Annotated in this window: 21 protein-coding genes; 12 read left to right on the top strand and 9 right to left on the bottom strand. The window is 72.8% G+C overall.

The features are described 5' to 3' along the window. Positions 1-28: 28 nt before the first annotated feature. On the top strand, positions 29-1,270 hold the full coding sequence (locus tag AB0C12_RS30200) for an FAD-dependent monooxygenase (protein ID WP_360553230.1): 1,242 nt from the start codon (positions 29-31) through the stop codon (positions 1,268-1,270). On the opposite strand, the gene AB0C12_RS30195 is transcribed toward AB0C12_RS30200, so the two are convergent. Together AB0C12_RS30195 and AB0C12_RS30190 are read right to left on the bottom strand one after the other, a co-directional pair. Then, positions 1,239-1,895, bottom strand: a complete 657-nt coding sequence (locus AB0C12_RS30195) for an HAD family phosphatase (RefSeq protein ID WP_360553229.1) — start codon at positions 1,893-1,895, stop codon at positions 1,239-1,241. The genes AB0C12_RS30200 and AB0C12_RS30195 overlap by 32 nt on opposite strands. Continuing rightward, positions 1,892-2,758, bottom strand: coding sequence for an LLM class F420-dependent oxidoreductase (locus AB0C12_RS30190; protein WP_360553228.1), 867 nt, complete (start codon positions 2,756-2,758; stop codon positions 1,892-1,894). The genes AB0C12_RS30195 and AB0C12_RS30190 overlap by 4 nt, the downstream gene beginning before the upstream one ends. Before the next feature lie 396 nt (positions 2,759-3,154). Between AB0C12_RS30190 and AB0C12_RS30185 the strand changes: the two genes are divergently transcribed. Further along, on the top strand, positions 3,155-4,246 hold the full coding sequence (locus AB0C12_RS30185) for a glycosyltransferase family 2 protein (protein WP_360553227.1): 1,092 nt from the start codon (positions 3,155-3,157) through the stop codon (positions 4,244-4,246). Here AB0C12_RS30185 and fgd read toward each other — a convergent pair. After that, positions 4,240-5,244 (bottom strand): glucose-6-phosphate dehydrogenase (coenzyme-F420), encoded by a 1,005-nt coding sequence (fgd, locus tag AB0C12_RS30180; RefSeq protein WP_360553226.1) that lies wholly within the window; start codon positions 5,242-5,244, stop codon positions 4,240-4,242. The two genes, AB0C12_RS30185 and fgd, sit on opposite strands and share 7 nt — an antisense overlap. Before the next feature lie 22 nt (positions 5,245-5,266). Further along, entirely contained in the window at positions 5,267-7,120 is a 1,854-nt protein-coding gene (locus AB0C12_RS30175) for a sigma-70 family RNA polymerase sigma factor (protein WP_360553225.1), read from the bottom strand. Between the two features lie 232 nt (positions 7,121-7,352). Between AB0C12_RS30175 and AB0C12_RS30170 the strand changes: the two genes are divergently transcribed. The 4 genes from AB0C12_RS30170 (at position 7,353) to AB0C12_RS30155 (ending at position 10,527) form a co-directional block, all read left to right on the top strand. Then, positions 7,353-7,769, top strand: a complete 417-nt coding sequence (locus tag AB0C12_RS30170; RefSeq protein ID WP_360553224.1) for an ATP-binding protein — start codon at positions 7,353-7,355, stop codon at positions 7,767-7,769. A gap of 192 nt (positions 7,770-7,961) precedes the next feature. Further along, positions 7,962-9,101 carry a PP2C family protein-serine/threonine phosphatase gene (locus tag AB0C12_RS30165; RefSeq protein WP_360553223.1) on the top strand — a complete coding sequence of 380 codons (1,140 nt, stop codon included), beginning with the start codon at positions 7,962-7,964 and terminating at the stop codon, positions 9,099-9,101. 77 nt (positions 9,102-9,178) lie between these two features. After that, positions 9,179-9,646, top strand: coding sequence for a MarR family transcriptional regulator (locus tag AB0C12_RS30160; RefSeq protein ID WP_360553222.1), 468 nt, complete (start codon positions 9,179-9,181; stop codon positions 9,644-9,646). 14 nt (positions 9,647-9,660) lie between these two features. Then, on the top strand, positions 9,661-10,527 hold the full coding sequence (locus AB0C12_RS30155; RefSeq protein ID WP_360553221.1) for an LLM class flavin-dependent oxidoreductase: 867 nt from the start codon (positions 9,661-9,663) through the stop codon (positions 10,525-10,527). Between the two features lie 1,554 nt (positions 10,528-12,081). Here the strand turns inward: AB0C12_RS30155 and AB0C12_RS30150 are convergent. Next, positions 12,082-12,435: an Lsr2 family protein gene (locus AB0C12_RS30150; protein ID WP_360553220.1), complete on the bottom strand. Its 354-nt coding sequence runs from the start codon at positions 12,433-12,435 to the stop codon at positions 12,082-12,084. 236 nt (positions 12,436-12,671) lie between these two features. Between AB0C12_RS30150 and AB0C12_RS30145 the strand changes: the two genes are divergently transcribed. Continuing rightward, complete coding sequence (locus tag AB0C12_RS30145; RefSeq protein WP_360553219.1) at positions 12,672-13,106, top strand: hypothetical protein; 435 nt, start codon at positions 12,672-12,674, stop codon at positions 13,104-13,106. A 353-nt stretch (positions 13,107-13,459) separates the two neighbouring features. Continuing rightward, positions 13,460-14,566 carry a D-alanyl-D-alanine carboxypeptidase gene (locus AB0C12_RS30140; protein ID WP_360553359.1) on the top strand — a complete coding sequence of 369 codons (1,107 nt, stop codon included), beginning with the start codon at positions 13,460-13,462 and terminating at the stop codon, positions 14,564-14,566. Positions 14,567-14,709: 143 nt separating this feature from the next. Here AB0C12_RS30140 and AB0C12_RS30135 read toward each other — a convergent pair whose 3' ends face one another. Next, complete coding sequence (locus AB0C12_RS30135; RefSeq protein WP_360553218.1) at positions 14,710-15,207, bottom strand: DUF456 domain-containing protein; 498 nt, start codon at positions 15,205-15,207, stop codon at positions 14,710-14,712. A gap of 115 nt (positions 15,208-15,322) precedes the next feature. Here AB0C12_RS30135 and AB0C12_RS30130 point away from each other — a divergent pair, with 115 nt between their 5' ends. Together AB0C12_RS30130 and AB0C12_RS30125 are read left to right on the top strand one after the other, a co-directional pair. Beyond that, complete coding sequence (locus AB0C12_RS30130; RefSeq protein WP_360553217.1) at positions 15,323-16,021, top strand: PIG-L family deacetylase; 699 nt, start codon at positions 15,323-15,325, stop codon at positions 16,019-16,021. A gap of 128 nt (positions 16,022-16,149) precedes the next feature. Then, complete coding sequence (locus AB0C12_RS30125) at positions 16,150-17,061, top strand: sigma-70 family RNA polymerase sigma factor (RefSeq protein ID WP_360553216.1); 912 nt, start codon at positions 16,150-16,152, stop codon at positions 17,059-17,061. A gap of 58 nt (positions 17,062-17,119) precedes the next feature. Here the strand turns inward: AB0C12_RS30125 and AB0C12_RS30120 are convergent, their stop codons facing one another. Beyond that, positions 17,120-19,459 (bottom strand): ATP-binding domain-containing protein, encoded by a 2,340-nt coding sequence (locus tag AB0C12_RS30120; RefSeq protein WP_360553215.1) that lies wholly within the window; start codon positions 19,457-19,459, stop codon positions 17,120-17,122. A 183-nt stretch (positions 19,460-19,642) separates the two neighbouring features. Between AB0C12_RS30120 and AB0C12_RS30115 the strand changes: the two genes are divergently transcribed. Further along, a complete protein-coding gene (locus tag AB0C12_RS30115; RefSeq protein ID WP_360553214.1) occupies positions 19,643-20,161 on the top strand; it encodes a hypothetical protein in 519 nt (172 codons plus the stop codon). 35 nt (positions 20,162-20,196) lie between these two features. Here the strand turns inward: AB0C12_RS30115 and AB0C12_RS30110 are convergent, their stop codons facing one another. Further along, positions 20,197-21,045, bottom strand: coding sequence for a sigma-70 family RNA polymerase sigma factor (locus AB0C12_RS30110; protein ID WP_360553213.1), 849 nt, complete (start codon positions 21,043-21,045; stop codon positions 20,197-20,199). Between the two features lie 249 nt (positions 21,046-21,294). Between AB0C12_RS30110 and AB0C12_RS30105 the strand changes: the two genes are divergently transcribed. Then, the gene (locus tag AB0C12_RS30105; RefSeq protein ID WP_360553212.1) at positions 21,295-22,839 is read left to right on the top strand and encodes a DEAD/DEAH box helicase; all 1,545 of its coding nucleotides are present in this window, start codon (positions 21,295-21,297) and stop codon (positions 22,837-22,839) included. A 49-nt stretch (positions 22,840-22,888) separates the two neighbouring features. On the opposite strand, the gene AB0C12_RS30100 is transcribed toward AB0C12_RS30105, so the two are convergent. Beyond that, on the bottom strand, positions 22,889-23,269 hold the full coding sequence (locus AB0C12_RS30100) for a VOC family protein (protein ID WP_360553211.1): 381 nt from the start codon (positions 23,267-23,269) through the stop codon (positions 22,889-22,891). Between the last annotated feature and the right edge of the window lie 4 nt (positions 23,270-23,273).

Raw genomic sequence — 23,273 nt, 5'->3', positions numbered from 1 at the left:
ATACCGACGGACACAGTTTGGAGCCACCATGACCCGCACGGTTCTGATCTCGGGCGCGAGCATCGCCGGGCCCGCCCTGGCCTACTGGCTGGGCCGCCACGGCTTCCGGCCGACAATCGTCGAGATCGCCCCGGCCCTGCGTACGGGCGGCAACGCCGTCGACTTCCGCGGCCCGGTCCACCTCGGCCTGCTGGAACGCATGGGTGTGCTGGACGCCCTGCGCGAGGTGCGGACCGGGGGCACCGCGATGCGCTTCGTGGACGCGGACGGGCGGCGCACCATGGAGATGCCGGCCGACTTCGCCGGCGGCGACGTCGAGATCCTGCGCGGTGACCTGTCCCGGATCCTCTGCGCGGCCGGCGAGCACACCGAGTACCTCTTCGGCGACAGCATCACGGCCCTGCACGAGACCCCGGACGGCGTCGAGGTCACCTTCTCATCCGGCCGGCAGCGCACGTTCGACCTGGTCGTCGGGGCCGACGGGGTGCACTCCAACGTCCGCCGGCTGACCTTCGGCCCGGAACGGCAGCACGTCACCCACCTCGGCTACTACGTGGCCGGCTGGCCGATGCCCAACCACCTCGGCCTGGGCCGCGACACCCTGAACTACAACACCCCGGGGCGGCTGGCCTCGATCGGCGGCGACCACCGGGACCCGGACCGGGCCGGCGCGTTCGTCGCGTTCGCGTCGCCCGAGCTGAGCTACGACCGGTACGACCTCGACGCGCAGAAACAGCTGGTGCGCGAGCGCTTCGCCGGCCTCGGCTGGGAGGTGCCACGCATGCTGGCCGCCCTGGACTCCGCCGACGACCTCTACTTCGACCAGATCTGCCGGGTGGACATCGAGCCCTGGTCACGGGGGCGGATCGCCCTGGTCGGCGACGCGGCGTGCGGGGCCACCATCGGCGGCATGGGCAACGGTACGGCGCTGGTGGCGGCGTACACGCTGGCCGGCGAACTGGCCGCGGCGGGCGGCGACCACACGGTGGCCTTCCCGCGTTACGAGGCCCGGATCAGCCGCTTCGCCAAGCGGGCGCAGAAGGGCGGTGCGGGCGCGGGCCGGTTCCTGGCCCCCAGGACGGCGCACGGCCTGGCCATCCGCAACTGGCTGCACAACCGGGCGTGGTTCATGACCCTCACGTACAAGATCGCCGGCGACCGCAGCAGCGGCATCGACCTGCCCGCCTACCCGGAGGCGGAGTCCCGGGCCGGCCGCACGGGCCGGCCCGGAGAACCGCTCAGCGGAGCTTCTCGACCGCCTCGACCGTGAGCTCGTCCAGACCGTCGACGACCAGGCTCGCCAGCGCCAGAGCATCGGCCGCGGGCGGATAGACCCCGTGCGGCACCGCGACGACCGCGAGCCCCGCCGCGGCCGCCGACCGCAGGCCGTTGCTGGAGTCCTCGACCGCCGCGCAGACCTCCGGCGTCAGGCCGAGGCGCTCGACCGCGGCCAGATAGACGTCCGGCGCCGGCTTGCCGCGCGGCACCTCCTCGGTGGACAGCGTCACCTGGAACGTGCCGGTCAGCCCGGCCGTCTCGAGGACCTGGTCGATGAGGATCCGGGCGGACGAGCTGGCCAGGGCGACGGGGAAGCTCGCCGCGAGCCGCCGGACGGCGTCGACCGAACCGGGGATCAGCGGCAGCGCCGACCTGTACCGCTCGGCCATCCGGGCGAGCACGTCCGCCGCGACCTGCTCCGGAGTGCGAGGCACGCCCACCTCGGCGCTCAGGTGCGTGGACCACTCGCCGGTGCTCATCCCCATCATCCGGGTCTGGGTGTCGGCGAGGAACTCCCGCCCGTGCTCGGCGACGTAACCGCGGCGTACCTCCTCCCAGACCTCCTCGGTGTCGATGATGACGCCGTCGAGGTCGAAGACCACCGCCCGCACTGTCACAGCGCCTCGATCGCGGGCATGACCTCGGTGCGCAGCGTCTCGATCTTGCGCAGATCGGAGACGCCGGCGATCATGCCGTGCCCGACCGAGAAACCGAGCCCGGCGTAGCGGGTCAGATCGGCGATGACCTCCCCGACACGTTCGCCCTTCTCGCCCGGGTCGAGGTTGAGCAACACCGTCTTCTCGATGGTGTCGTAGTCGCGGCCCTCGTTGGCGCAGTGCTGCCGCAGCACGTCGAGCTTGTGCTCGATCTCCGGGACGCCGAAGAGATTGCACGAGTCGGCGTACTTGGCGACGAAGCGCAGCGTCTTCTTCTCGCCGCTTCCACCGATCAGGATCGGCGGGTGCGGCTTCGACAGCGGGAGCGGGGAGTTGAGCAGGCGACCGAGCTGGTAGTGCTTGCCGTCGTACGGCGCCTCGTCACCGTGGAACATCCGCAGGCAGATCTGCAGGGCCTCCTCGAGGCGCTCGAAGCGTTCCGCGGTGGGCGGGAAGAACAGGCCCAGGCCGCGGGACTCCTCCTCGTTCCAGGCGGCGCCGATGCCGAGCATGGCCCGGCCCCCGGAGAGCACGTCGAGGGTGGTGACCGCCTTGGCCAGCAGGCCGGGATCGCGGTAGACGACGCCGGTCACCAGGGTGAGCAGCTTGGCGCGGCGGGTGTGCGCGGCCAGGAAGCCGAGCGCGGTGTACGCCTCCAGCATCTCGTGCTCGGGAGTGCCGAAGATCTGCCACAGGTGATCCATGACGCTGATCCGGTCGAAGCCGGCCTCGTCGGCCGCGGTGGCCACGTCGGCCAGCACCGGCCCCAGCCGCGGCGCGCCGTCGGGCCAGGTGAAATCGGCGATGTGCAGACCCAGTCTCACTGAGAAGTTTCCTCTCCACGCTCGGGGTGGCCGGCCGGCCCGGGAGACGGCGGCCCGCCCCGAACCCTATCCCCGCAGCCATCACCGTACGGATTCCCATCGTCCGGAATGCCGGTTATGAGCGGACCGAAATCCCCCCTTTGGTCACTCAGAGCAATGGGTGATCTGTCACGATTCTCCGATACTTAACCGGTAAAGGGGCACCCGAGCTGCACATTCATGACCGTCCGCCGCCGGCCCTCCCGTCACCCCCACGACCAGTTGACGCACGGTAATCGATTGGTAAGTTGTTGCCCGGTCCCCCGATGACCTCCGTACCGCACCCGCCGAGGAGCCACCGCCATGCCTCCCGCGCCGCGACAGCCGGCGAACCACGCCTCGTGGTCGTCGCCAACCGTGACCGTCGTGATCCCCGCCCTCAACGAAGAGCACAACCTGCCGCTGATCCTGGAGAACCTGCCGCCGGTGGACGAGGTCGTCGTCGTCGACGGCCGGTCCCGCGACGACACCGTGGCGGTCGCCCGCGAGGTACGCCCCGACGTGGTCGTGGTCCGCCAGACCCGCTCGGGCAAGGGCAACGCGCTGGTCTGCGGCTTCGCCGCGAGCACCGGCGACATCGTGGTCACGCTCAACGCGGACGGCTCGGCCGACCCGCAGGAGATCCCCCGCTTCGTGGACGCCCTGCTCTCGGGCGCCGAGGCGGCCCACGGCTCGCGGCTGCGCCCGGGCGGCGACCACCGTGACGCCGGCGCCGCCGAACGCTTCGGGCACGCGGTGCTGTGCCGGGTCGTCAACCTCTTCTTCGGCACCCGGTTCACCGACCTCAGTTGCGCCTACAACGCCTACTGGCGCGAGCTGCTGCCGTCCCTGGAGCTGCCGCCCCCCGACGCGCGCGGGCCCAAACGGGGCCGGCCGGCCTGGGGCGAGGGACCGGAGATCGACACCCTGACCACGCTGCGGATGGCGACCCAGGGCCTGCGGGTGGTGGAGGTCGCCACGGTCGGCTATCCGCGCATCCACGGCGACGACCGGCCCCGCCGGGTCCTGCCGGCGGCGCTGCGCGCCCTGCGGACCGCGTGGAGCGAATACGTCCGGCGGTGGCGGATCGGCCGCCGCCCGGCCCCGCAGCGCTACGAGGCTCCCCAGCAGGCACGCCGGGAGGCTCGCTACGAAGCACCTCGGGAGGCTGCGTTCGAGGTGCCGACGGCCCGGCCGGGCCCCTACGCGGATGAGCCGACCGGACGGCACGCAGCCCGGCACTCGGTGCCCCCGCCCGGCCGCGACCGCGACGTTCAGGAACGCGACATCCGGGACCTGCGCGACAGCCGGGAGGGCCGGGGACGCGACAGCCGGCGGCCGGTACGGCGGCGCGGCGGCGAGCCCGGCCGCCCGGACCTCACCGTGATCCAGGGTGAGGGCCGGGACGAGCGCTGGGACGGCCCGGCCCATCTGCGGGCGGTGCCGGGCGAGAACTACCGCGGCTACTGAGCGACGCGGTCGCGCAGCCGGGGCAGGATCTGCTCGCCGTACACCCGCAGGAAGCGGTCCTGGTCCGGGCCCGGCGCGTGGAAGACCAGGTGCTTGAAACCCATGTCCAGGTACTCGGTGACCTTGGCGGCGTGCTCGTCCGGATCCGAGGAGCAGATCCAGCGGCTCACCGTACGGTCCACCGACAGGGCGTCCGCGCGCCGCTGCATCTCGATCGGGTCCTCGACGCCGGTCTTCTCCTCCGGCGACAGCGCCAGCGCGCCCCAGTACTGGGTGTCGTTGCGCGCCCGCTCCAGGTCCGGGTCGAAGGAGACCTTGACCTCGATCATCAGGTCGACGTCGTCGAGTGACCTGTTCGCCTTCTCGGCGCCCTCGCGGACGGCCGGCAGCAGCGTGTCGGTGTAGAGCTCACTGCCCTTGCCGCTGGTGGTGATGAACCCGTCGGCGATGCGCCCGGCCAGCCGGGTCGCGGCCGGGCCGGAGGCGCCGATGTAGATCGGCACCGGCTGCTCCGGCTTGTCGTAGATGGTGGCCAGCTCGGTGCGGTAGAAGGTGCCCTCGAAGGTCACCCGGTCCTCGGTCCAGAGCTGCCGGATCAGGGTGACCGCCTCCTTGAGGCGGGCGAAGCGCTCCTTGCCGTCCGGCCACTGCAGGCCGAGCGGCACCTCGTTGAGCGACTCCCCCGAGCCCACACCGAGGATGACCCGGCCGGGCGCCAGGCAGCCGAGGGTGGCGAACGCCTGGGCGACCACCGCCGGGTGGTAGCGGAACGTCGGGGTGAGCACGCTGGTGCCGAGCAGGACCCGCTCGGTGCTGGTGGCCAGCGCGCCGAGCCAGGGCAGCGCGGCGGGGGCGTGCCCGCCGTCGTGCCGCCACGGCTGCAGGTGGTCGCTGACGAACACCGAGTCGAAACCCTGCTGCTCGGCCTGGATGCCGTAGCGGAGCAGCTCGCGCGGGGCGAACTGCTCCGCCGATGCCTTGTAGCCGAACCGAATCATGATCCGACCCTATCCCGCGGTGCTACCCGGCGGCCTTGTACGCCTTGCCCGCCTCGGTCGGGGTGGAGGCGTCCTTGTAGAGACCGAAGTCGACGCTGTCGCCCACCGCGGGCAGCCCGAACCACGCGTACCGCTCGACGAAGGAACGCTTCTCCATGCCGGTCGTGGTGCCCTTGATGAAGGCCGCCTCCTGGGCGCCCGTGGGGTACTTCGGGGAGCCGGTGAAGTTCATCAGGCCGTACTCGGTGACCCAGACCGGCAGGTCGTAGCGGGCGTGGACCGCGTCGACGTAACCGAGGAACTGCCCGACCGCGGCGTCGCTGAAGTCCGAGCCGTACCAGTGCACCGTGATGAAGTCTACGCGCAGATTTTTTTCCTTCGCGCCCTTCATGAACCGGTCCAGCCAGCCGCCGGCGGTGTCGCCGCCGTAGGCCACGGCCGGGCTGCCCAGCCGCAGGCCGGTCTCCTGGAGCTTCGGCCAGGCGGCGAGAGCGTCCTCGACGCTCATGTTCGCCTGCCCGCCCATGTCCGGCTCGTTGAAGCCGAGCAGCACGTCACCCTCGCGCTTCGCCTTGGCCAGGGTCCCGGCCGTCACGTTGGCCTTGCCCCAGATCATCGGCACGAACTCGACGTCGGCCGGCCCCGGCATGGAGTCGTTGTCGGGTGACCAGTTGTAGTACCAGCCCGCGCCGACATCGTCGAGCGCGCCCTTGATCCCGTCGAACTGCCAGGTGCCGACGCCCTTCTTGGCCGAGGTCGCGGTGGCCGGCACCGGCGCGACGGGCGCCTTGGTCTTCTTCTTCGTCGGCGACGGCCGGGCCGACGGCGACACCGAGGTGGCGCTGGGCGTGGGCGCGGCCGGCAGGGACAGCCGCGGCGTGGGCGCTGCGGTGGAGATCACAGCCGCGTTCGCGACCGGCTTGTCAGCGTTGGAGTACACCACCACAGCCGCACCGCCACCGGCCACCGTGCCGGTCGCCAGCATCGCGGTGAGCACCCGCCGGCCGACGCCGACGCTGCCCTTCACGGCGATCTTGGCGGCCAGCGCCTTGCCCGAGACCACGTGCGCGACGTGCGAACCGGCCTGCGCGCCACCGAAGGCGGACAGGGCGCCGCCGCTGAGCGTGTGCGGCAGCGGCACCAGGGCCATGCCGACCAGCAGCCGTTCCGCCGCCACCAGACCCGACCAGGCCGGTGAGCACTGCCGGCAGTCACGGGTGTGCCGGGCGATGCGCTTGCGCCACAGGGCTCCGGGCCGGCCGTCCCACTCGGCGGTGACCAGCGCCAGATCGGCGCACGGCGGATTGGCGGCCAGCGCGCGCACGACGACGCGGGCCGTCTCCAGCTGGCCCTTCATCCGCTGGATCCGTACCGCCGCGTGCTGGCGGGTCACCTCGGTCGCGGCGACGATCTCGTCCCGGGTCAGCTCGCCGGAGGCCTCCAGCCACCACAGCGAGAGCAGCTCCCGGTTGTCCTCGTCGAGCCAGCGGGTGGCCTCGGCGGTCTCCCGGCGCTGACCGGCCAGCTCCAGCCGGGTGATCGCCAGGTCGGTGAAATCGGCTCCCGGGTCGCGGACGTCGTCGGGCAGCAGGGTGTCCGGCGCCGACCGGCGCACCCGGTAGCGCTCCCGCACCTGACGCACCGTGATGGCCACCAGCCAGGACCGGAACGCCTCGGGTTCGCGCAGGTCACCGAGGTTGCGCAGGACGCGCAGCATGGTGTCCTGCACGACGTCGTCGACGTCCGCGTGCCCGTCCAGGGCCCGGCCGACGATCGTGTAGACCAGCGGCAGGTACCCGGCGACGAGGCGGTCGACCGCGGCCGGGTCGCCGGCGCGGGCGGCGACCACCGTCGCGGTGTCCGGTTGAAACGCCATCAGAGTCCTGACCTCTCCCGTGGAGCCTCGATCATTGCGCGCGGCGGCCGTTTCGCCGACCACGGGAAGGGAGACCGCCCGAACGGCCTGCGATAACAAGAACTTCGGACGGCCGGTTCCGGACCGGCGGGAAGCCGGATCGCCGGTACCGGGATTAGCCCGGCCGTCCGGCGGGAACATCACTGTCAGCGGACCGGGCAGGTGCCGGGTCGACAACGGGGGGAGGAGTCGCATGCGTATCTCGGTACGGCTCAACCTGCCGCGCGAGGTCGACAGCGTGCCCGCGGTGCGCCGGCTGCTGCGGTGTGCCCTGTCGGCGTTCCAGGTCGACCGCCAGGACGGCGACGACCTGGAGCTGGCCCTGACCGAGGCGTGCGCCAACGTGGTCAAGCACGCCACCGGCGCGGACGGCATCGAGGTCCGCCTGGACGTGGCCGAGGACCGCTGCGCGATCGACGTCGCCGACAACGGCGCCGGCTTCGACGCGAACGCGGTCGATGAACCCGGTCCGAACAGCGAGCGCGGCCGGGGACTGTTCCTCATCAAGGCCCTGAGCGACAACGTCCGGATGCAGTCGACCCCGCGCCGCGGCAGCCTCATCCACTTCGAGAAGTCCTTCGCGCTGGCCGGCGGTGCGGGCGCGCACTGAGCGACCCGCCGTTCCGCCGTACCTTCCCGCCGTACCCCTTGATCCGCCGTACCCCTTGATCCGCCGTACCCGCTGATGGGCCGGGCCCACTGCCCGCCGCCGGGCCGCTTCGCCGTGCCCCTATCATCCTTGCCGTACAGCAAATATTGCTGTCCGATGCGTTCCCGCGCCCCGAGGAGAAGAGGTCAACCCTTGTCCGACCGTCCGACGCTGGTCGGAGCGCTGCTGCGCGCGGCGCCGCCCGACCGGCTTCCCGAGGTCGTGGCGGACCACCTGCGCCGGCACTACGCGGCCGGCCGGGTCGAGGTGCTGCTCGGCGACCTGACCCTGACCGGCCTGTGGCCGCTGCTCGAGGTCGGCGGACCGCCCGGCAACGCCCTGGCCGTGCGCTGTTTCGGCAGCCAGCGGCCGCTGGTCGACATCGCCACGGACGGCAACCGCGCCTACCTGCCGCTGACCGTGTGGGGCGAACGCCTCGGCGTACTCGCCGTGCAGACCACCCTGCCCTCGGGCGCCGGGCTGACCAGCGACCTGTCGGCGGTCGCCGACGAGCTCGCCGTCGCCCTGCGGGCCGCCGACGCGGTCACCGACCGCTACCGCCGGGTGATCCGCCGGGAACGCCTCACCATGGCGGCCGAGCTGCAATGGGAACTGCTGCCGGGACGCTCGCTGGGCGACGAGCGCTTCCTGGTCGCCGGGCAGCTGGAACCCGCGTACGCGGTCTTCGGCGACCACTTCGACTGGACCCTGGCCGACGACCGGCTCACCATCACCGTGCTCAACGGCGCCGGCGACGGCCTCGACGCCGCGGTGCTCACCACCGTCGCGGTCAACGCCATGCGCAACGCCCGCCGCTCCGGCGCCGACATCGTCGAGCAGGCCGAACTGGCCGGCGACGCCATCCACGCCCGGTACGGCGGCGCCGCCCACGCCGCCACTCTGCTCCTGGAGATCGACCTGATCGGCGGCCACGTGGCCGCGGTCGACGCGGGCTCCCCCCGGGCCGTCGTCGCCCGCGAGCGGGACATCCAGCCGGTGATCCTGGAGCAGCAGCTGCCCCTGGGCATGTTCGGCGAGACCCGGTACGAGATCCAGCGGTTCCGGCTCGAACCGGCCGACCGGCTGCTCGTGGTCAGCGACGGGGTGCACGCCGCCACGCCGGGCGGGCGGGCCCCGTACGGGGAGAGCGCCCTGCTGACCGCGCTGCGCCGGACGCGCCTGCAGCCCGCCACCGAGGCAGTGGGTACGGTTATGCGGGGCCTGCGCGAATATCACGCGGGCGCCGATCCGGACGACGACGCGGTCACCGTCTGCCTCGACTGGCGGCGATGACCGACGTGGTCCAGGCTGGGAGAGGCCATGACCTGGTAGGCCCCGATGCCCCGACTTTGAGCAAACAGAGGACCGGCATGGATCGCGTCACGGACGTCGCAGCGGCGATGGAGTCGACGGTGGAGTCGCTGCTGGGTGTCCTGGAGAGCGCCCGGCTCGCGCAGTCGCCCGCCGTACCCCCGGCGCAGCTGCGCGTACTCACGATCATCTCGCGGGGGCCGCACACGAACATGAGCCGCCTCGCCGAGGCCCTCGACGTGGTGCCGTCCTCGGCCAGCCGGCTGTGCGACCGGCTGGAGGCCACCGGCCTGCTGCGCCGGGTGCCGGATCCCCGCGACCGCCGCGAGGTCCGGCTGCTGCTCACCCCGACAGCCCAGCGCCTGTTGGAGGACCTGCGCGAACGCCGCCGGTCCGCGCTGGCCGAGGTGCTCGAACGGATGAGCCCGACCAGCCGGCAGGAGCTGGTCCGGGCGATGGCGGCGTTCGACGCGGCCGCCGGCCCGGCCACGGCGACGGGCGACGAGGACGGCCTGCGCTCGGCGTGAGGTAGCGTCCTCGCGTGCGTATCGGCATCGTGATCCTTCCCGACGAACGCTGGTCCGTGGCCGGGCGGCGCTGGCGCCTGGCCGAGGAGTACGGCTTCGACCACGCCTGGACCTACGACCACCTGGGCTGGCGCGACCTCGTCGACGGCCCCTGGTTCGACGCCGTGCCGACCCTGACGGCGGCGGCGATGGTGACCCGCCGGATCCGCCTCGGCACCTTCGTGGCGTCGCCGAACTTCCGCCACCCGGTGCACTTCACCCGCGAGATCACCGCCCTGGACGACATCTCCCAGGGCCGGCTGCTGCTCGGCGTGGGCGCGGGCGGCACCGGCTTCGACTCGGCGGTGCTGGGCGCGGCCGAGCTGAGCCCGAAGGAACGGGTGGACCGCTTCGCCGAGTTCCTCGAGCTGCTCACCCGGCTGCTGGACAACGACAAGGCCGACTTCACGGGTACGTACTACCGCGCGGTGGACGCCCGCAGCACCCCCGGCCCCGTCCAGCAGCCGCGCCCGCCGCTCGTGGTGGCGGCGAACGGCCCCCGCGCCCTGCGCCTGGCCGCCCGGTACGGCGACGGCTGGGTGACGACCGGAGCGCAGGCGGTGGATGACGAGGCGGCGTGGTGGCGGTCGGTGGCCGAGGTCAGCGCCAAGTTCACCGACGCGGCAGGCGACCGGAAGCTGGACAGGTATCTCAACCTCGATTCGTCGCCGGTGCTGTCGCTGAGCAGCGTCGAAGCGTTCACGGACGCGGTGGGGCGGGCGGCGGAGCTGGGCTTCACCGATGTGCTCACGCACTGGCCCCGCAAGTCGAGCTGGTACGCCGGCGACGAACGCATCCTGGAAGCGGTGGCGCCGATGCTGCCGAAACTCCGTACCGCCTGAACCGGACCCACCGCAATCTTTCCGGCCCCGGCTGTCCCGGGGCGGCTATTCGCCTTACTGTCACCAGTCGCGTACGCAATGCCACCGTTAGGGATCACTCGCCGGGCGGCCATTGGGCAGTGATGCCTATGACTTTAAGGCCAGTACTCGTGGGTGGGCCCGCTCTTTGACCGCGCCCGCCTTTAGCGAGGCGGGACAGGCCCGCACCCTTGCCTTGCGGCAAACGTGCCGTCCGGACCAGACGATTCCCGATGCGCGCGTCGATAGCCGGCGGGCAGTTTCGACGATGTCGCGGCCGGGATCACGGCACCGCCGTTACCGGAGACGCGGCGGCCCGTTACCGGATGGTCGACCGGCCGGTCGGCATCGGTCGGCATCGCTGCGGCGGCGGCCGCGAGGCCCATTCCGCGCGCCGGCCGGCCGGGATCCACCGGAGTCGGGTCCGGCTCAGGTGAACGCCGTTTCCGCGCGGACGGGCCATTCCGGAGGTGGTAGCTGCCGGTGATCGCGACGACCGTGAGGCCATTGACCGGCGCCTTTGCTGGTGCGACCAGGCTATCCACCTGGCCGGGAGCAGAGCTTTTCACCGGGCCGCGGACTCAGGTTCCATCGGGTCATGGGCCGGGCTTTTCGCAGGGCCTCGTGCCGGGCTGCCGGAGCGGGCTCTCCACGAGGCCGCCGACCGGGCTTCCCGGCGGGCCGGAGTTCCGATCGGGCAGCCCATCGAGACTTCCGGCCAGTCCGCGGGCGGGTCCCCAGGCCATCGGGCTGCGGCTCCCCACCAGACCAGCCACAGGACCCTCCCACCAGGCCTCGGCCGGCCTCCTCACCAGACCACCGGAGTTCCGATCGGGCAGCCCGTCAAGACTTCCGGCCAGTCCGCGGCGGGTCCCCGAAGTCCGCCGGCTGCGGCTTCCCACCGGACCCGCCGCAAGACTCTCCACCAGGCCGCGGCCTGGCTCCCCACCAGACCACCGGAGTTCCGATCGGGCAGCCCGTCAACACTTCCGACCAGTCCGCGGGCGGCTCCCCGCAGGCCATCGGCTGCGGCTTCCCACCGGACCCGCCGCAAGACTCTCCACCAGGCCGCGGCCTGGCTCCCAACCAGGCCACCAGCCGGCCTCCCAACCAGGCCCCAGCCGGGCTCTTAACCAGGCCCCAGCCGGGCTCTCAACCAGGCCATCAGCCGGTCTCCCCGCCAGACCACCGACCGGCCTCTCAGCCGGGCCACCGGCCCGGCCACCGGGCCTTCGATCAGGCGGCGTCCTGGCTCTCGAGCAGACCACCGGCCGGACTTTCCCACCGGGCCGACGGCCAGGAACTGCCGTCAGGTCACTGAGCCTGGCCTTCCGCCGAACCGCAGCCCGGTGGCATCAGGCCGCCCAGCACAGTTCCTGACGGCCGCGTGCCTCGGCGCGATGCCGGTCGGCCGTCGCGCAACGCTGAATGCATCCGTGCGGCTGCCGGCGCTACCGGACGCGGCCGCTCATTGCCGTACCTGGACATGCGCCGGGGCCGGACGCAGACGCGTCCGGCCCCGGCAACCACAAGGGATCAGCGGCCGTGGGCCGCCCGATAGGCATTGCTGACACTCTGCGGGATGCGGCCCCGCTCGGAGATCTGGTGGCCGTTCTCGGCCGCCCACTCGCGAATCAGCCTGTTCTCGTCGCGGCTGCCCGCCGTGCGGCCCGTGCCACTCGACGGCCGTCCCGCGGCGCGGCCGGAACCGCCCCGGCCGATGCGCGTGCCCGCCTCGATGAACGGGTCCAGCGCCTTGCGCAACTTGCCGGCATTGGCCTCGGAAAGGTCGATGGTGTAGCTCGTGCCGTCGAGGCTGAACTCCACCGTCCGATCGGCCGGCTTTCCGTCCAGGTCGTCGATGAGGGTCGTGATTACCTGCCGCGCCATAACGACTCCTGACGTAATCCGAAGAACGCGCCCAGTCTCGCCTGTGACGCACTCCGCGCGCAACTGTTCGCCTGAATTTCACAGAATAACGGAGACCTCGGGCAATTATCGCCCCGGTCGCCTTCACTAATGCGACCGCGCTATTCCGTGGAATCGTGGCGGGCGGCGCGGTTAGCTGTGCCCGGGTGGAAAACCCGGGTGGCTGGGGCCGCACGGATGCCGTTAGGGTCGTCGCCATGGACGCCGACGACCGTGCCGCCTGGGAAGAGCAGCGCCGGCAGGCGGTCGCCGGGCACGGCGCCGCGCTGGAGGCCGGCCGGGCCGCCGAGGCGGAGCAGGCCGGCAAGCTGCTGGCCGACTTCGTGCGCCGGGCCACCGAACGCGGCGTGCCGCCCGTCGTGCTGCGGGCCCGCGCCTTCGACGGCCACGCGACCTACCGCACCCGCCTGCGCGGCTGGTACCTGAAGGCGAACCGCTCGGTGGCCGTCGGCGAGGACGGCCAGTACTACGTCCTGTCCGTCCCCTCCTCACTGCGCGCCCACTTCACCGGCGCCGACGTGTCCCCCAGCCCGGCCCGGCTGATCGTCGGCGCGGGCGGCGGCGACGGTGAGACCATGCCGCTGGAGCGTCTGCTCCAGCGCCGACTCGACGCGGGAGCCGTGTGGCCGTGAGGCTCATCCCCACCCCTGCCCCGGCCCGGCGACGGATCATGGCGGCTCTGACCGCGGCCCTCGCCACCGCGGCCCTGACCGGCCCGGCCCACGCGGCACAGCCCCCGACCCGAGCCGGCGCGGGCATCGCCCAAGCCGGCGCGTCCCAAACCGGCACCGCCCAAGCCAGCACCGCCCAAGCCAGCACCGTCCAAGCCGGCGCGGCAGGGGCAGGGGCAGGGCACGCGGCGGAGGCCCGGGCCGCCCAAACCGAAGCCCAAGCCCAGACCCAGACCCGGGCCCGGGCCCAGGCAGCGCCCGTGCCGTGCCCGCGTCCCAAGGTCAAGCCGCCCAAGGGCCGCCCGGCCCGCCCCATCCCGCCCAAGGACGACCCCGTCCTGCGCGCGGTCGGCGGCGACGCCCTGGCCACCGACGGCCTGATCATCCCGCGCGGCGCCCCGAGTCCGCCCGCCCTCACCGCGACCAGCTGGCTGGTCGCGGATCTGGATACCGGCGAGGTTCTCGGCGGCTGCGGCCCCCACGTGTACGGCACCCCCGCCAGCGTCCAGAAGTTGCTGCTCGTGGCCACCGTCATCGACAAGCTCGACCCCGAGCAGGTCGCCACCATCACCGACGGGGATCTGGCCATCGAGCCGTACAGCTCGGCTGTCGGGTTGCTCAAGGGCGGCAAGTATCCGGTCAGCACGTTGTGGCTCGGGCTGCTGCTCAACTCCGGCAATGACGCGGCGAACACGCTGGCCCGGCTCGGTGGTGGCCGGGGTGGCCTGCCCGCCACCGTCGCCGCCATGAACGCCGAGGCGAAGCGGCTCGGCGCCTATCAGACGCATGCCGTCACGCCGTCCGGGCTGGACGGGCCGGGGCAGTTCACCAGCGCGTACGACCTGGCGCTGATCGCCCGGCAGTGTTTCGCCAAGCCGGACTTCCGCAAGTACGCGCTGACCGAGCGGGCGCAGATCCCGGCGCAGAAGAAGCTGAAGAAGGGCGGCTTCCAGATCCAGAACGAGAACAAGCTGATCTACAACTATCCGGGGGCGCTCGGCGGCAAGACCGGCTTCACCAAGCTGGCCCGGCACAGCTATGTCGGCGGCGCCGAGCGGAACGGCCGTCGGCTGGTCGCCACCGTGCTGGGGGCCGAGGCGGCTCCGCTGCGCGGCTGGCAGCAGGGGGCCGCGCTGCTGGACTGGGGCTTTTCGCTGCCCAAGGACGCGTCGGTGGGCAAGCTGGTCGAGCCGGACAGCCCGGATGCCCACGGTACGGCCACCGACGCGAGCGCCGCCCCGGCCCCGGCGGCGAAGGACGAGCGGCCCGCCGCCACCGCGGTGCGCGCCTCCACGAACAGGGGCTTGTCGCTCGGGCTGGCCGCCGCGATCGCCGTCGTGCTGGCCGGCGCGCCGCTGCTCCTGCTGCTCACCCAGCGTCGCCGCCGGCGGCTGCGACGTCGCACCGCGGTGCCCCGCTAACCGGAGCCCGGGGCCCGGCCGCAACCGCGGGCGCCCCGCCAGCCCGAGCCGAGGGCACCGCCGGCCGCAACCGCGAGCGCCCCGCCAGCCGGGGCTCAAGGTGCCCCGCCGGCCGGGGCTCAAGGTGCCCCGCCGGCCGGGGCTCAGGTAGCCAGCAGGCCGAAGACCCAGATCACCGCGATGCCCAGCGCCGCGGCGAACTCCACCAGCAGCGACAGGCCGACCGCGCCCAGCGCCTGCCGGGTCGACGGCCACGCCTGGCCCGCGCCCAGCCGCAGGCGCTCGGCCACCCACAGACCGCCGACGAAGCCGAGCACCAGGCCCACCACCGGCACCACGAAGAAGCCGACGATCCCCAGCACGCCGGCGATCAGCAGCGACGACGTGGGTACGCCGGTGCTCTTGAGCCGCTTGCCGGGCCACAGGTATTTCACCACCGTGCCGCCCACCGCCACCACCGTGGCCAGGGCGAACACCACCCAGCGGCCGCCGTCCGCGTCGCCCAGGATCGCCCAGAGCAGCACCGCCGCCCAGCACAGCAGCAGGCCGGGCAGGACCGGGATCACCACGCCCAGCACGCCGGCCAGCATGGCCACGCCGGCGATCAGGTTGACGGTCGTGCCGGAGTCGGTGAGATCCATGCCGACCAGCGTGCCGTAGTCACGCCACAACCCTCAAGCCGTGCCGCCCGTGGCCGATGGACACTCAGCGCCGCCGAACCCCCGCGATGGTGCACCGAGAACCACGGAGGCCGGAATGACCCGCAGCGTGCTGGCGGTCGGTACGCACCCCGGCGACATCGAGTTCGGGTGTGCCGGAACCCTCGCCGCCCACCGCGCCGCCGGTGACTCGGTCACCATGCTCGTGCTCACCTGCGACGGGCCCGACACCGTACGCAGCCGGCAGGCCGAAGCCGCCGCCCGCGAGCTCGACTGTCTGCTGGTCTGGGGCCCGCAGGCCGCCGAGCGCCGTTCCGGGGACCGCCGGGGGCACACCCGCGGGAGCAACGACCGCCGGTCGCGCCACCAGCGGCCCGGCGAGACGTGGCCCGGGCTGATCTCGTCCGCCGCGATGACGGTGGCCGCCATCGAGAACGTGCTGACCGGTGTCGACGCCGACGTGGTCTACGTGCACGCCCCCGAGGACGCCAACGCCGAGCACCGCGCCGCCGCCGTGGCCACGCTGTCCGCCGCCCGGCACAGCAGCCGGATCCTGCACTACGCCGGCGAGTCGACCCTGCGGTTCGCCCCCGCGCTGTTCGTCGACATCTCGCCGTTCCTGGACCGCAAGCTCGCCGCGCTGGCCGAGGCCCCGGTGCCGGTGGATCCGGAGCTGCCGACCGGCACCGCCCGGCACTTCGGCGCGCAGGCCCGCGTCCGGTACGCCGAAGCGTTCGCCCCGGCCCGCTTCGTCTGGGATCTCGCGACCGTACGAGTGCCCGCCCGGGCCGCCTGAGAGCCGGATCCGAAGCAACCGGTCGGCAACTGAGCGCAACCAGAACATGTACCCGGCGTCACTCAAAGTTTCTCCTTGTCAGCCGGTGCCCACCGCCGCGGGCCACCGACAACACACGGGGGATTCACATGACCAGCACCATGACGACCGCTGCCGACCTCGCCGCCGACACCGCGACCGCCGTGCCGGCCCTGTCCGCCGCCGAGCAGGAGGAACTGATCCGCACCAACATGCCGCTGGTCGGCCACCTGGTGCGCGACATGCTCAGCCGGATCCCGAACCACATCCACCGTGACGATCTCACCAGTGCCGGCCTGCACGCCCTGGTGACCGCCGCCCGCGGCTGGGACCCGACCCGCGGCATCCCGTTCAACCGCTTCGCCACCACCCGCATCCGCGGCGCCATCCTCGACGAGCTGCGCTCGCTGGACTGGGCGACCCGCTCGGTGCGGACCAAGGCGCGGGCGACCGACACCACGCGGCAGAGCCTGACCACCACGCTGGGCCGGACGCCGACGACCGAGGAGCTGGCGCAGGCGCTCGGCACCACCACCACGGACCTGCACCAGACGGACAACGACGTGCAGCGCGCCACCGTGCTGTCGCTGCAGGGCTTCACCACCAGCAGCCCCGACGACCTGGTCACCGAGCGCACCCCGGGCCCGGAGGACATGCTGATCCGCCGCGAGCAGATCGGTTACCTGCACCACGCGATCGAGTCGCTGCCGGAGCGCCTGCAGACCGTCATCACCGAGTACTTCCTCAAGGAGCGGCCGATGGCCGACATCGCCGCCGACCTGGGAGTCACCGAGAGCCGGATCAGCCAGCTGCGCGCCGAGGCGCTGTCGCTGCTCAAGGACGGCCTCAACACCCACCTCGACCCGGAGCTGGCGCCGGCGGTGGAGAACCCGGACAGCATCATCGCCCGCCGCCGGGCCGGCTACTACGCCACCATCGCCGGCAACACCAGCCTGCACTCGCGTCTCGCGCTGACCAACGCCCACGGCTTCACGCCGCTGGCCCACGGCGCGGCCGCCTGATCCACGACGACGAGCGGGGCCGGTGCGTACGCGCACCGGCCCCGCCCCGCGTTCCCGCTCAGCTCAGCGCGTCGAGCACCTTGGGCAGCTCGGCCGTGTGCAGCACCCCGAGCCGCCGGGTCGCCCGCGTCACCGCGACGTAGAGGTCGCTGAGGCCGCGCGGGCTCTCCGCGATGATCTCGTCCGGCTGGACCACGATCACGCTGTCGAACTCGAGACCCTTGGCCTGCCGGACCGTCATCAGCACGATGTGGTTGAGCAGGTCGGGCTGCTCCCCCACGGCCGCCTCCGGGATGGCGGCGGTGAGCTCGCGACCCAGCGACTCCTCCAGCCCGGCCGGCACCAGGACACCCACGCGCCCCTCGGCGGCGGCGGCGGCTTCCCGGCGTACCGCTGTGATCAGCTCGGTCGCCAGCTCGGCGGGCCGCACCCGGGCCGCCCACGGCTCCTCGCCGGCGGTCCGCACCGAGCGCGGCGGCTGCAGCGACGGGTCGACCGCGGCGAGCACGTCCGCGGCGACCGTCATCACCTCGGCCGGGGTGCGGTAGTTGACGGTCAGCTCGGCCAGCCGCCAGCGCTGGGCCACGTACGGCTCGAAGACCTGCTCCCAGGTCGTCGTCCCGGCCAGCTCGCCGGTCTGCGCGACGTCGCCGACCACGGTCATCGACCGGCTCGGGCAGCGGCGCATGAGCAGCCGCCAGGCCATCGGCGACAACTCCTGCGCCTCGTCGACGATCACATGCCCGAACACCCAGGTGCGGTCCGCAGCCGCCCGCTCGGCGGCGGTACGCGTGTCGATCACCTCGTGCCGCTCGACGAAGGCGCTGGCGTCGACGACGTCGATGGCGGACAGGATCTCCTCCTCCTGGTCCTCGAAGTCCAGCGACCGCGAGCCCTCGACGATCTCCAGCACGCCCTCCGCGTACTCGATCGCCTGCTCGCGCTCGCGGGCCACCGCCCGGGCCCGCAGGGTGTCGTCCACCCCCAGCAGCTCGGCCAGCTCGTCCAGCAGCGGCACGTCGGCCGGCGCCCAGCCGGCCCGGCGCTCGCGCAGCAGCAGCGCCCGCTCCTCGTCGCTGAGCTCCGGCGTGGCCGAGGCGAGCCGGTCCGGATCGCTGAGCAGGTCGCGCAGCACCTGCCGCGGGGTCAGGATCGGCCACAGCTCGAAGAGCGCGGCCTGGACGTCCTCGTCCTCGCGCAGCTCGCGCCGGGTCTCGGCCAGGTCGGCCTCCTCCAGCAGGTTGTCGCCGCCGAGCGGGTCGGCGCCGATCCGCTCGGCGATCTGCAGCGACAGGGTGTGGATGACCGCGGTCACGAAGATCGACCGGGCGAGGTTGTGCGGACGCCCGGAACGCCGGGCCTCGGCCCGCGCGTCCTCGCAGACGGCCCGCTCGATGCGCAGCGGGAAGCCGTCGTGGTCGACCTCCACGTAGTCGTCCGGCACGGTCTGCCGGTCGGCCACCGCGGCGGCGAGCACGTCGAGCATGTCGACCCGGCCCTTGAGCGCGGCGGCGGCCGGCGCCTCGGTGGCCCGGGCGGTCACGCCGGGGAACATGTCGCCGAGGGTGGCGAGCAGCACGCCGGTCTCGGCCAGCGAGGGCAGCACCTGCGAGATGTAGCGCAGGAAGGTCGCGTTCGGACCGAGGATCAGCACGCCCTGCCTGGTCAGCTGGGCGCGGTGGGTGTAAAGCAGATACGCCGCGCGGTGCAGCGCCACAGCGGTCTTGCCGGTGCCGGGACCGCCCTGGACCACCAGGACACCGGGCAGCCCGGCCCGGATCACCTCGTCCTGTTCGGACTGGATGGTCTCGACGATGTCACGCATCCGGCCGGTGCGGTTGGCGGTCAGCGCGGACAGCAGCGCGGCCTCACCGGTCACGTCCTCGCGGCCGTCCGTGGCACCGGCCTCGATGTCGAGCACCTCGTCGTCGATCCCGGTCAGCTCGCGGCCCCGGGTGCGCAGATGCCGGCGGCGGGTCACCCCCTCGGGGGACACCGCGGTGGCGAGATAGAAGGGGCGCGCCGCGGGCGCCCGCCAGTCGATCAGCAACGGATCCTGATCACGGTCCTCGGCGAACAGTCCGATCCGGCCGATGTAGCGGGGGTTGTCGGCGGCGAAATCCAGCCGGCCGAAGCACAGGCCGTTCTCGACGGAATTCATCTGGGCGAGCTGCTCGGCCCAATGGCTGCGGGTCGCCTCGCGCTGGGAGCGGCCCTGCGGGGTGCCGCCGGCCTCGAGCAGAATCGCGCGCAGCCGCTCGTCGGCCTGCTCGCGCAGCAGGTCGAGGCGGTCGTAGAGCACGGCCAGGTAGGCCTTTTCGGACTCGATGTCGTCGTTCCGCAGTGTTTCCGTGCCGCCGGCGGAGCTTGACAAAGCTACTCCCTGTTGTGGTAGCATTCCGAGGTCAGCCACCTTTTCAGGTGGCTTTTTTCGTTTCCGTGGAAACGCTCAGAATAGCCGATGCACCGGCGTCCTGGGCAGAGCGTGACCGGGGTTACGGCCGCATCGGCAAGTGTAAGGAATCCGTCACCGCGGGGCCTTGCCCGTTACGCCGGACGGTCCATCGACATTAAGCGGTGCATGAACCACAGCCACCCGTTCCGACGCCTCGGCGCGCTGGCGCTCATCGCCGTCGCCGCCCTCTCCCTCACCACCGCCTGCACCGACGACAAGGAAGCCGCTCCGGCCGGTAACGCCGCCGCCGCGGCCGCCGGTGGACCCCAGCCCAAGACGATCGAGGGCGCCAAGGCCGCCGCGCAGACCGTCTTCGACCGTTTCAGCGGCGGTGACTTCGCCGGCGCCTGGGACATGTACACCGATGCCGGTAAGAAGGCCATCACCAAGGCCGACTACGTCAAGCTCAACACCGCGTGCTCGCGCAAGGGCCTGGCCATCACGCTCAGCAGCGCCCGGATGGAGGGCGCCGACCGGGCGGTCGTGATCGCCAAGCAGCTGGTCGCGGCCCAGTCCTACACGATGGTCTACGAGCAGGACTCGTGGAAGCTCGAGCCCGCCAAGGAGGGCCTGGCCCTCTACGCCAAGGGCGCCGACAAGGCCATCGCCGCCCAGAAGAAGGCCGGCACCTGCGCCAACGCGTGATCCTCGCTTGCGGCCGGCTCCGTGCGGAGCCGGCCTCAGGCCGCTACCGGCAGACCGTCGGGGCTGGTCAGCGCGAGCCGGTCGCGCAGCCCGCCGCGGGTCGCGATCTGGTCGTAGTACGCCGCCCGGCGCCGCGCCACGCAACCGTCCTTGACCGGGGTCTGAGCCGCCAGCGCCGGATCGAGGTGCGTGTTCAGACCGTCCTTGAGCAGAGCCAACGCCTCGGCCCGCAGTTGTGACACCCGCGACTCGGTGACGCCCAGCTCCTCGGCGATCCGCGCCATCGGGCGCTCCTCGAAGAAGTAGCCGGTGATCACCGCGCGCAGCCGCTCCGGCAGCACATCGATGGCGTGCCGCAGGTAACCCAGCCGCTCCCGCCGGATCAGCAGCTCCTCCGGGCCCGCGCTGGGCTCGGTCACCATGTCGTCGGCCCCCACGGTGGCGAAGCCCTGCAGGCTGAACACCACGGCGCGGGCCACGTCGTCGTCCGCGGACTCGATGTCCTCCACCGTGCAGCCCAGGTGCGCGGCGACCTCGGCCGCCGTCGGGGTCCGGCCCAGCTCGGCGGTCAGCTCCTGGCGGGCGGTGTCCGTACGCCGGGCCCGCTGCCGCACCGACCGGCTGGCCCAGTCCAGCCCGCGCAGCTCGTCCAGCAGGGCCCCGCGTACCCGGGCCGCCGCGAACCGGGCGAACGGCACACCACGCTCCTCGTCGAAGCCGCGGGCGGCGGCCACCAGGGCCGCGTACCCGGCGGAGAGCAGGTCGTCGCGGTTGACGTGGGCGGGCACCCGGGCCAGCATCTCGCGGACCAGATGACCGACGAGCGGCATATGCGCCCGTACGACGTCCTCGCGACGGCGGTCGAAGACAACAACACCGCTCATGGGGGGTCTCTCCTCGGATACCGGCCGGCGGGGGGAGTCCGGCACTGAGGAGAAACGGTGCGGGTCGCGGGGTGCAGGGAGGGTCACAGTCGGGTGCGGCGGGGTTGCGGTGCACCGGCGCGTACACTTGATCTCGCGGCCCGCCCAGTTCTGCCTCGGGCCGCCTTTGGATCGACCACCACGCGCCGCGACCCGTGAGGTCTGCGCCGGGCAGGACGACCCCTTCAGACTTACGGAGTTCACACCTACATGTCCTCGTTCACCGACCTCGGCGTGCCCACGAAGCTCGCCGCGGCGCTCGCCGACCTCGGCATCACCACCCCCTTCCCGATCCAGGCCGCCACCCTGCCCGACTCGCTCGCCGGCCGCGACGTGCTCGGCCGGGGCCGCACCGGCTCCGGCAAGACGTACGCGTTCGTCCTGCCCGTGCTCGCCCGGCTGGCCGAGAGCAAGTCCCCGCGGCGGCCGACCCGGCCCCGCGCGCTGATCCTGGCGCCGACCCGCGAGCTCGCCACCCAGATCGAGGCGACCATCGCCCCGCTGGCCGCGACCCTGGGCCTGCGCACCCTCACCGTCTTCGGCGGCGTCGGCGCGAACCCGCAGATCAAGGGCCTGAAGGCCGGCGTCGACATCCTGGTCGCCTGCCCGGGCCGGCTGGCCGACCACATCCAGCAGGGCTACGCCAGCCTGGACGCGGTCGAGATCACCGTGCTCGACGAGGCCGACCACATGGCCGACCTGGGCTTCCTGCCGGTGGTCCGGCGCCTGATGGACGGCACCCCGACCAACGGTCAGCGGATGCTGTTCTCGGCCACCCTCGACAACGGCGTCGACGTGCTGGTCAAGCGGTTCATGCACAAGCCGGTCACGCACCACGTCGACTCGGCGGCCGAGGCCCCGATCGAGATGACCCACCACGTGCTGCACGTCCGCCACGACGACCGGTTCCCGGTGCTGGTCGACCTGACCGCCGCCCCCGGCCGCACGGTGGTGTTCACCCGCACCAAGCGCCGCGCCAAGACGCTGACCCGCCAGCTCGTGCAGGCCGGCGTGCCCGCGGTGGAGCTGCACGGCAACCTGGCGCAGAACGCCCGCAACCGCAACATGGCGGCGTTCTCCGACGGCAGCGCGCAGACGCTGGTGGCCACGGACATCGCGGCCCGCGGCATCCACGTCGACGACGTCGCGATCGTGATCCACGCGGACCCGCCGGTCGAGCACAAGGCGTACCTGCACCGCTCCGGGCGGACGGCCCGGGCCGGCGCGCAGGGCACGGTCATCACGCTGATGACCGACGACCAGCAGAGTGAGGTCCGCGACCTCACCCGCAAGGCCGGCATCCGGCCGACCACCAGCAAGGCCCGTCCGGGCGACGCGCTGCTCGCGCAGCTCGCCCCGGGTGAGCGCACCTACAGCGCGCCGGTGTCCCCGGTGCCCGAGCCGGCCGAGGAGCAGGGCGGCGGCCAGGCCCGGCGCGGCCGGTCGGGCGGCGGCCGGGGTGCGGCCACGGGCGGCACCCGGGCAGCGGGCGGTCGCGGCACGGGCGGAGGCGGTCGCAGCGGTGGCGGCGCGCGTGGCGCGGGCGGCGACCAGCCGGCCGGCTCCGGCGCTCGCGGCCAGGGCGGCCATACCCAGGGGGCACGTTCCGCCGGTGGCCGTTCCCAGGCGCCCCGCACCCAGGGTGGCGCTCGCGGCGGACGGCGCGGCGGCACGGGCTCGACGGCCGTGCACACCAGCCAGTCGTCCAGCGGCGGCGCGGCGGCCTTCTCGGCTCGCAGCCGGGCCGCGCGCTGACCAGACACAGGCGAAGGGCGCTGAGGGTTCCTCAGCGCCCTTTCTGCTGTCACCGGCCGGCCAGGGCCGGATCGCGCCAGGCGGTCAGCACGCAGAACTCGTTGCCTTCCGGGTCGGCCAGCACCACGTACGGCTCGTCCCCCCGCTGCCCCACGTCCGCGTGCCGCGCGCCCAGGCCGATCAGGCGTTCCACCTCGGCCCGCGGGTCGGTGGCGGTCAGGTCCGGGTGGGCGCGGTTCTTCCCCGACTTCGGGCCGGCCGACGCCTGCAGCCACATGTGCTGGGCGCCGGGCGGAGCGTCGTCCGGTGGGAGCAGGTTGGCGTTGCCGTCGTCACCCTTCTCCACGCGGTAGCCCAGGGCCGCCGACCAGAAGGCCGTCATCACGTCGATGTCCTGCACATCCAGGGTCAACTGTGCGATTCGCAGCATGTCG

It is taken from the genome of Actinoplanes sp. NPDC048967 (assembly GCF_040649415.1).
In the GTDB taxonomy this organism is placed as follows: domain Bacteria; phylum Actinomycetota; class Actinomycetes; order Mycobacteriales; family Micromonosporaceae; genus Actinoplanes.
Note: the sequence above shows the minus strand (reverse complement) of the source record. Positions and strands in the feature narration are given on the sequence as shown.

What these genes read in the sequence shown, in the direction of transcription:
- AB0C12_RS30125 (WP_360553216.1), top strand. Translation starts at nt 16,150, where the DNA reads ATGACCAGCACCATGACGACCGCTGCCGACCTCGCCGCCGACACCGCG.
- fgd (WP_360553226.1), bottom strand. Translation starts at nt 5,244, where the DNA reads ATGATTCGGTTCGGCTACAAGGCATCGGCGGAGCAGTTCGCCCCGCGC.
- AB0C12_RS30160 (WP_360553222.1), top strand. Translation starts at nt 9,179, where the DNA reads ATGGATCGCGTCACGGACGTCGCAGCGGCGATGGAGTCGACGGTGGAG.
- AB0C12_RS30170 (WP_360553224.1), top strand. Translation starts at nt 7,353, where the DNA reads ATGCGTATCTCGGTACGGCTCAACCTGCCGCGCGAGGTCGACAGCGTG.
- AB0C12_RS30115 (WP_360553214.1), top strand. Translation starts at nt 19,643, where the DNA reads ATGAACCACAGCCACCCGTTCCGACGCCTCGGCGCGCTGGCGCTCATC.
- AB0C12_RS30200 (WP_360553230.1), top strand. Translation starts at nt 29, where the DNA reads ATGACCCGCACGGTTCTGATCTCGGGCGCGAGCATCGCCGGGCCCGCC.
- AB0C12_RS30110 (WP_360553213.1), bottom strand. Translation starts at nt 21,045, where the DNA reads ATGAGCGGTGTTGTTGTCTTCGACCGCCGTCGCGAGGACGTCGTACGG.
- AB0C12_RS30105 (WP_360553212.1), top strand. Translation starts at nt 21,295, where the DNA reads ATGTCCTCGTTCACCGACCTCGGCGTGCCCACGAAGCTCGCCGCGGCG.
- AB0C12_RS30100 (WP_360553211.1), bottom strand. Translation starts at nt 23,269, where the DNA reads ATGCTGCGAATCGCACAGTTGACCCTGGATGTGCAGGACATCGACGTG.
- AB0C12_RS30150 (WP_360553220.1), bottom strand. Translation starts at nt 12,435, where the DNA reads ATGGCGCGGCAGGTAATCACGACCCTCATCGACGACCTGGACGGAAAG.
- AB0C12_RS30175 (WP_360553225.1), bottom strand. Translation starts at nt 7,120, where the DNA reads ATGGCGTTTCAACCGGACACCGCGACGGTGGTCGCCGCCCGCGCCGGC.
- AB0C12_RS30130 (WP_360553217.1), top strand. Translation starts at nt 15,323, where the DNA reads ATGACCCGCAGCGTGCTGGCGGTCGGTACGCACCCCGGCGACATCGAG.
- AB0C12_RS30135 (WP_360553218.1), bottom strand. Translation starts at nt 15,207, where the DNA reads ATGGATCTCACCGACTCCGGCACGACCGTCAACCTGATCGCCGGCGTG.
- AB0C12_RS30145 (WP_360553219.1), top strand. Translation starts at nt 12,672, where the DNA reads ATGGACGCCGACGACCGTGCCGCCTGGGAAGAGCAGCGCCGGCAGGCG.
- AB0C12_RS30120 (WP_360553215.1), bottom strand. Translation starts at nt 19,459, where the DNA reads ATGCTACCACAACAGGGAGTAGCTTTGTCAAGCTCCGCCGGCGGCACG.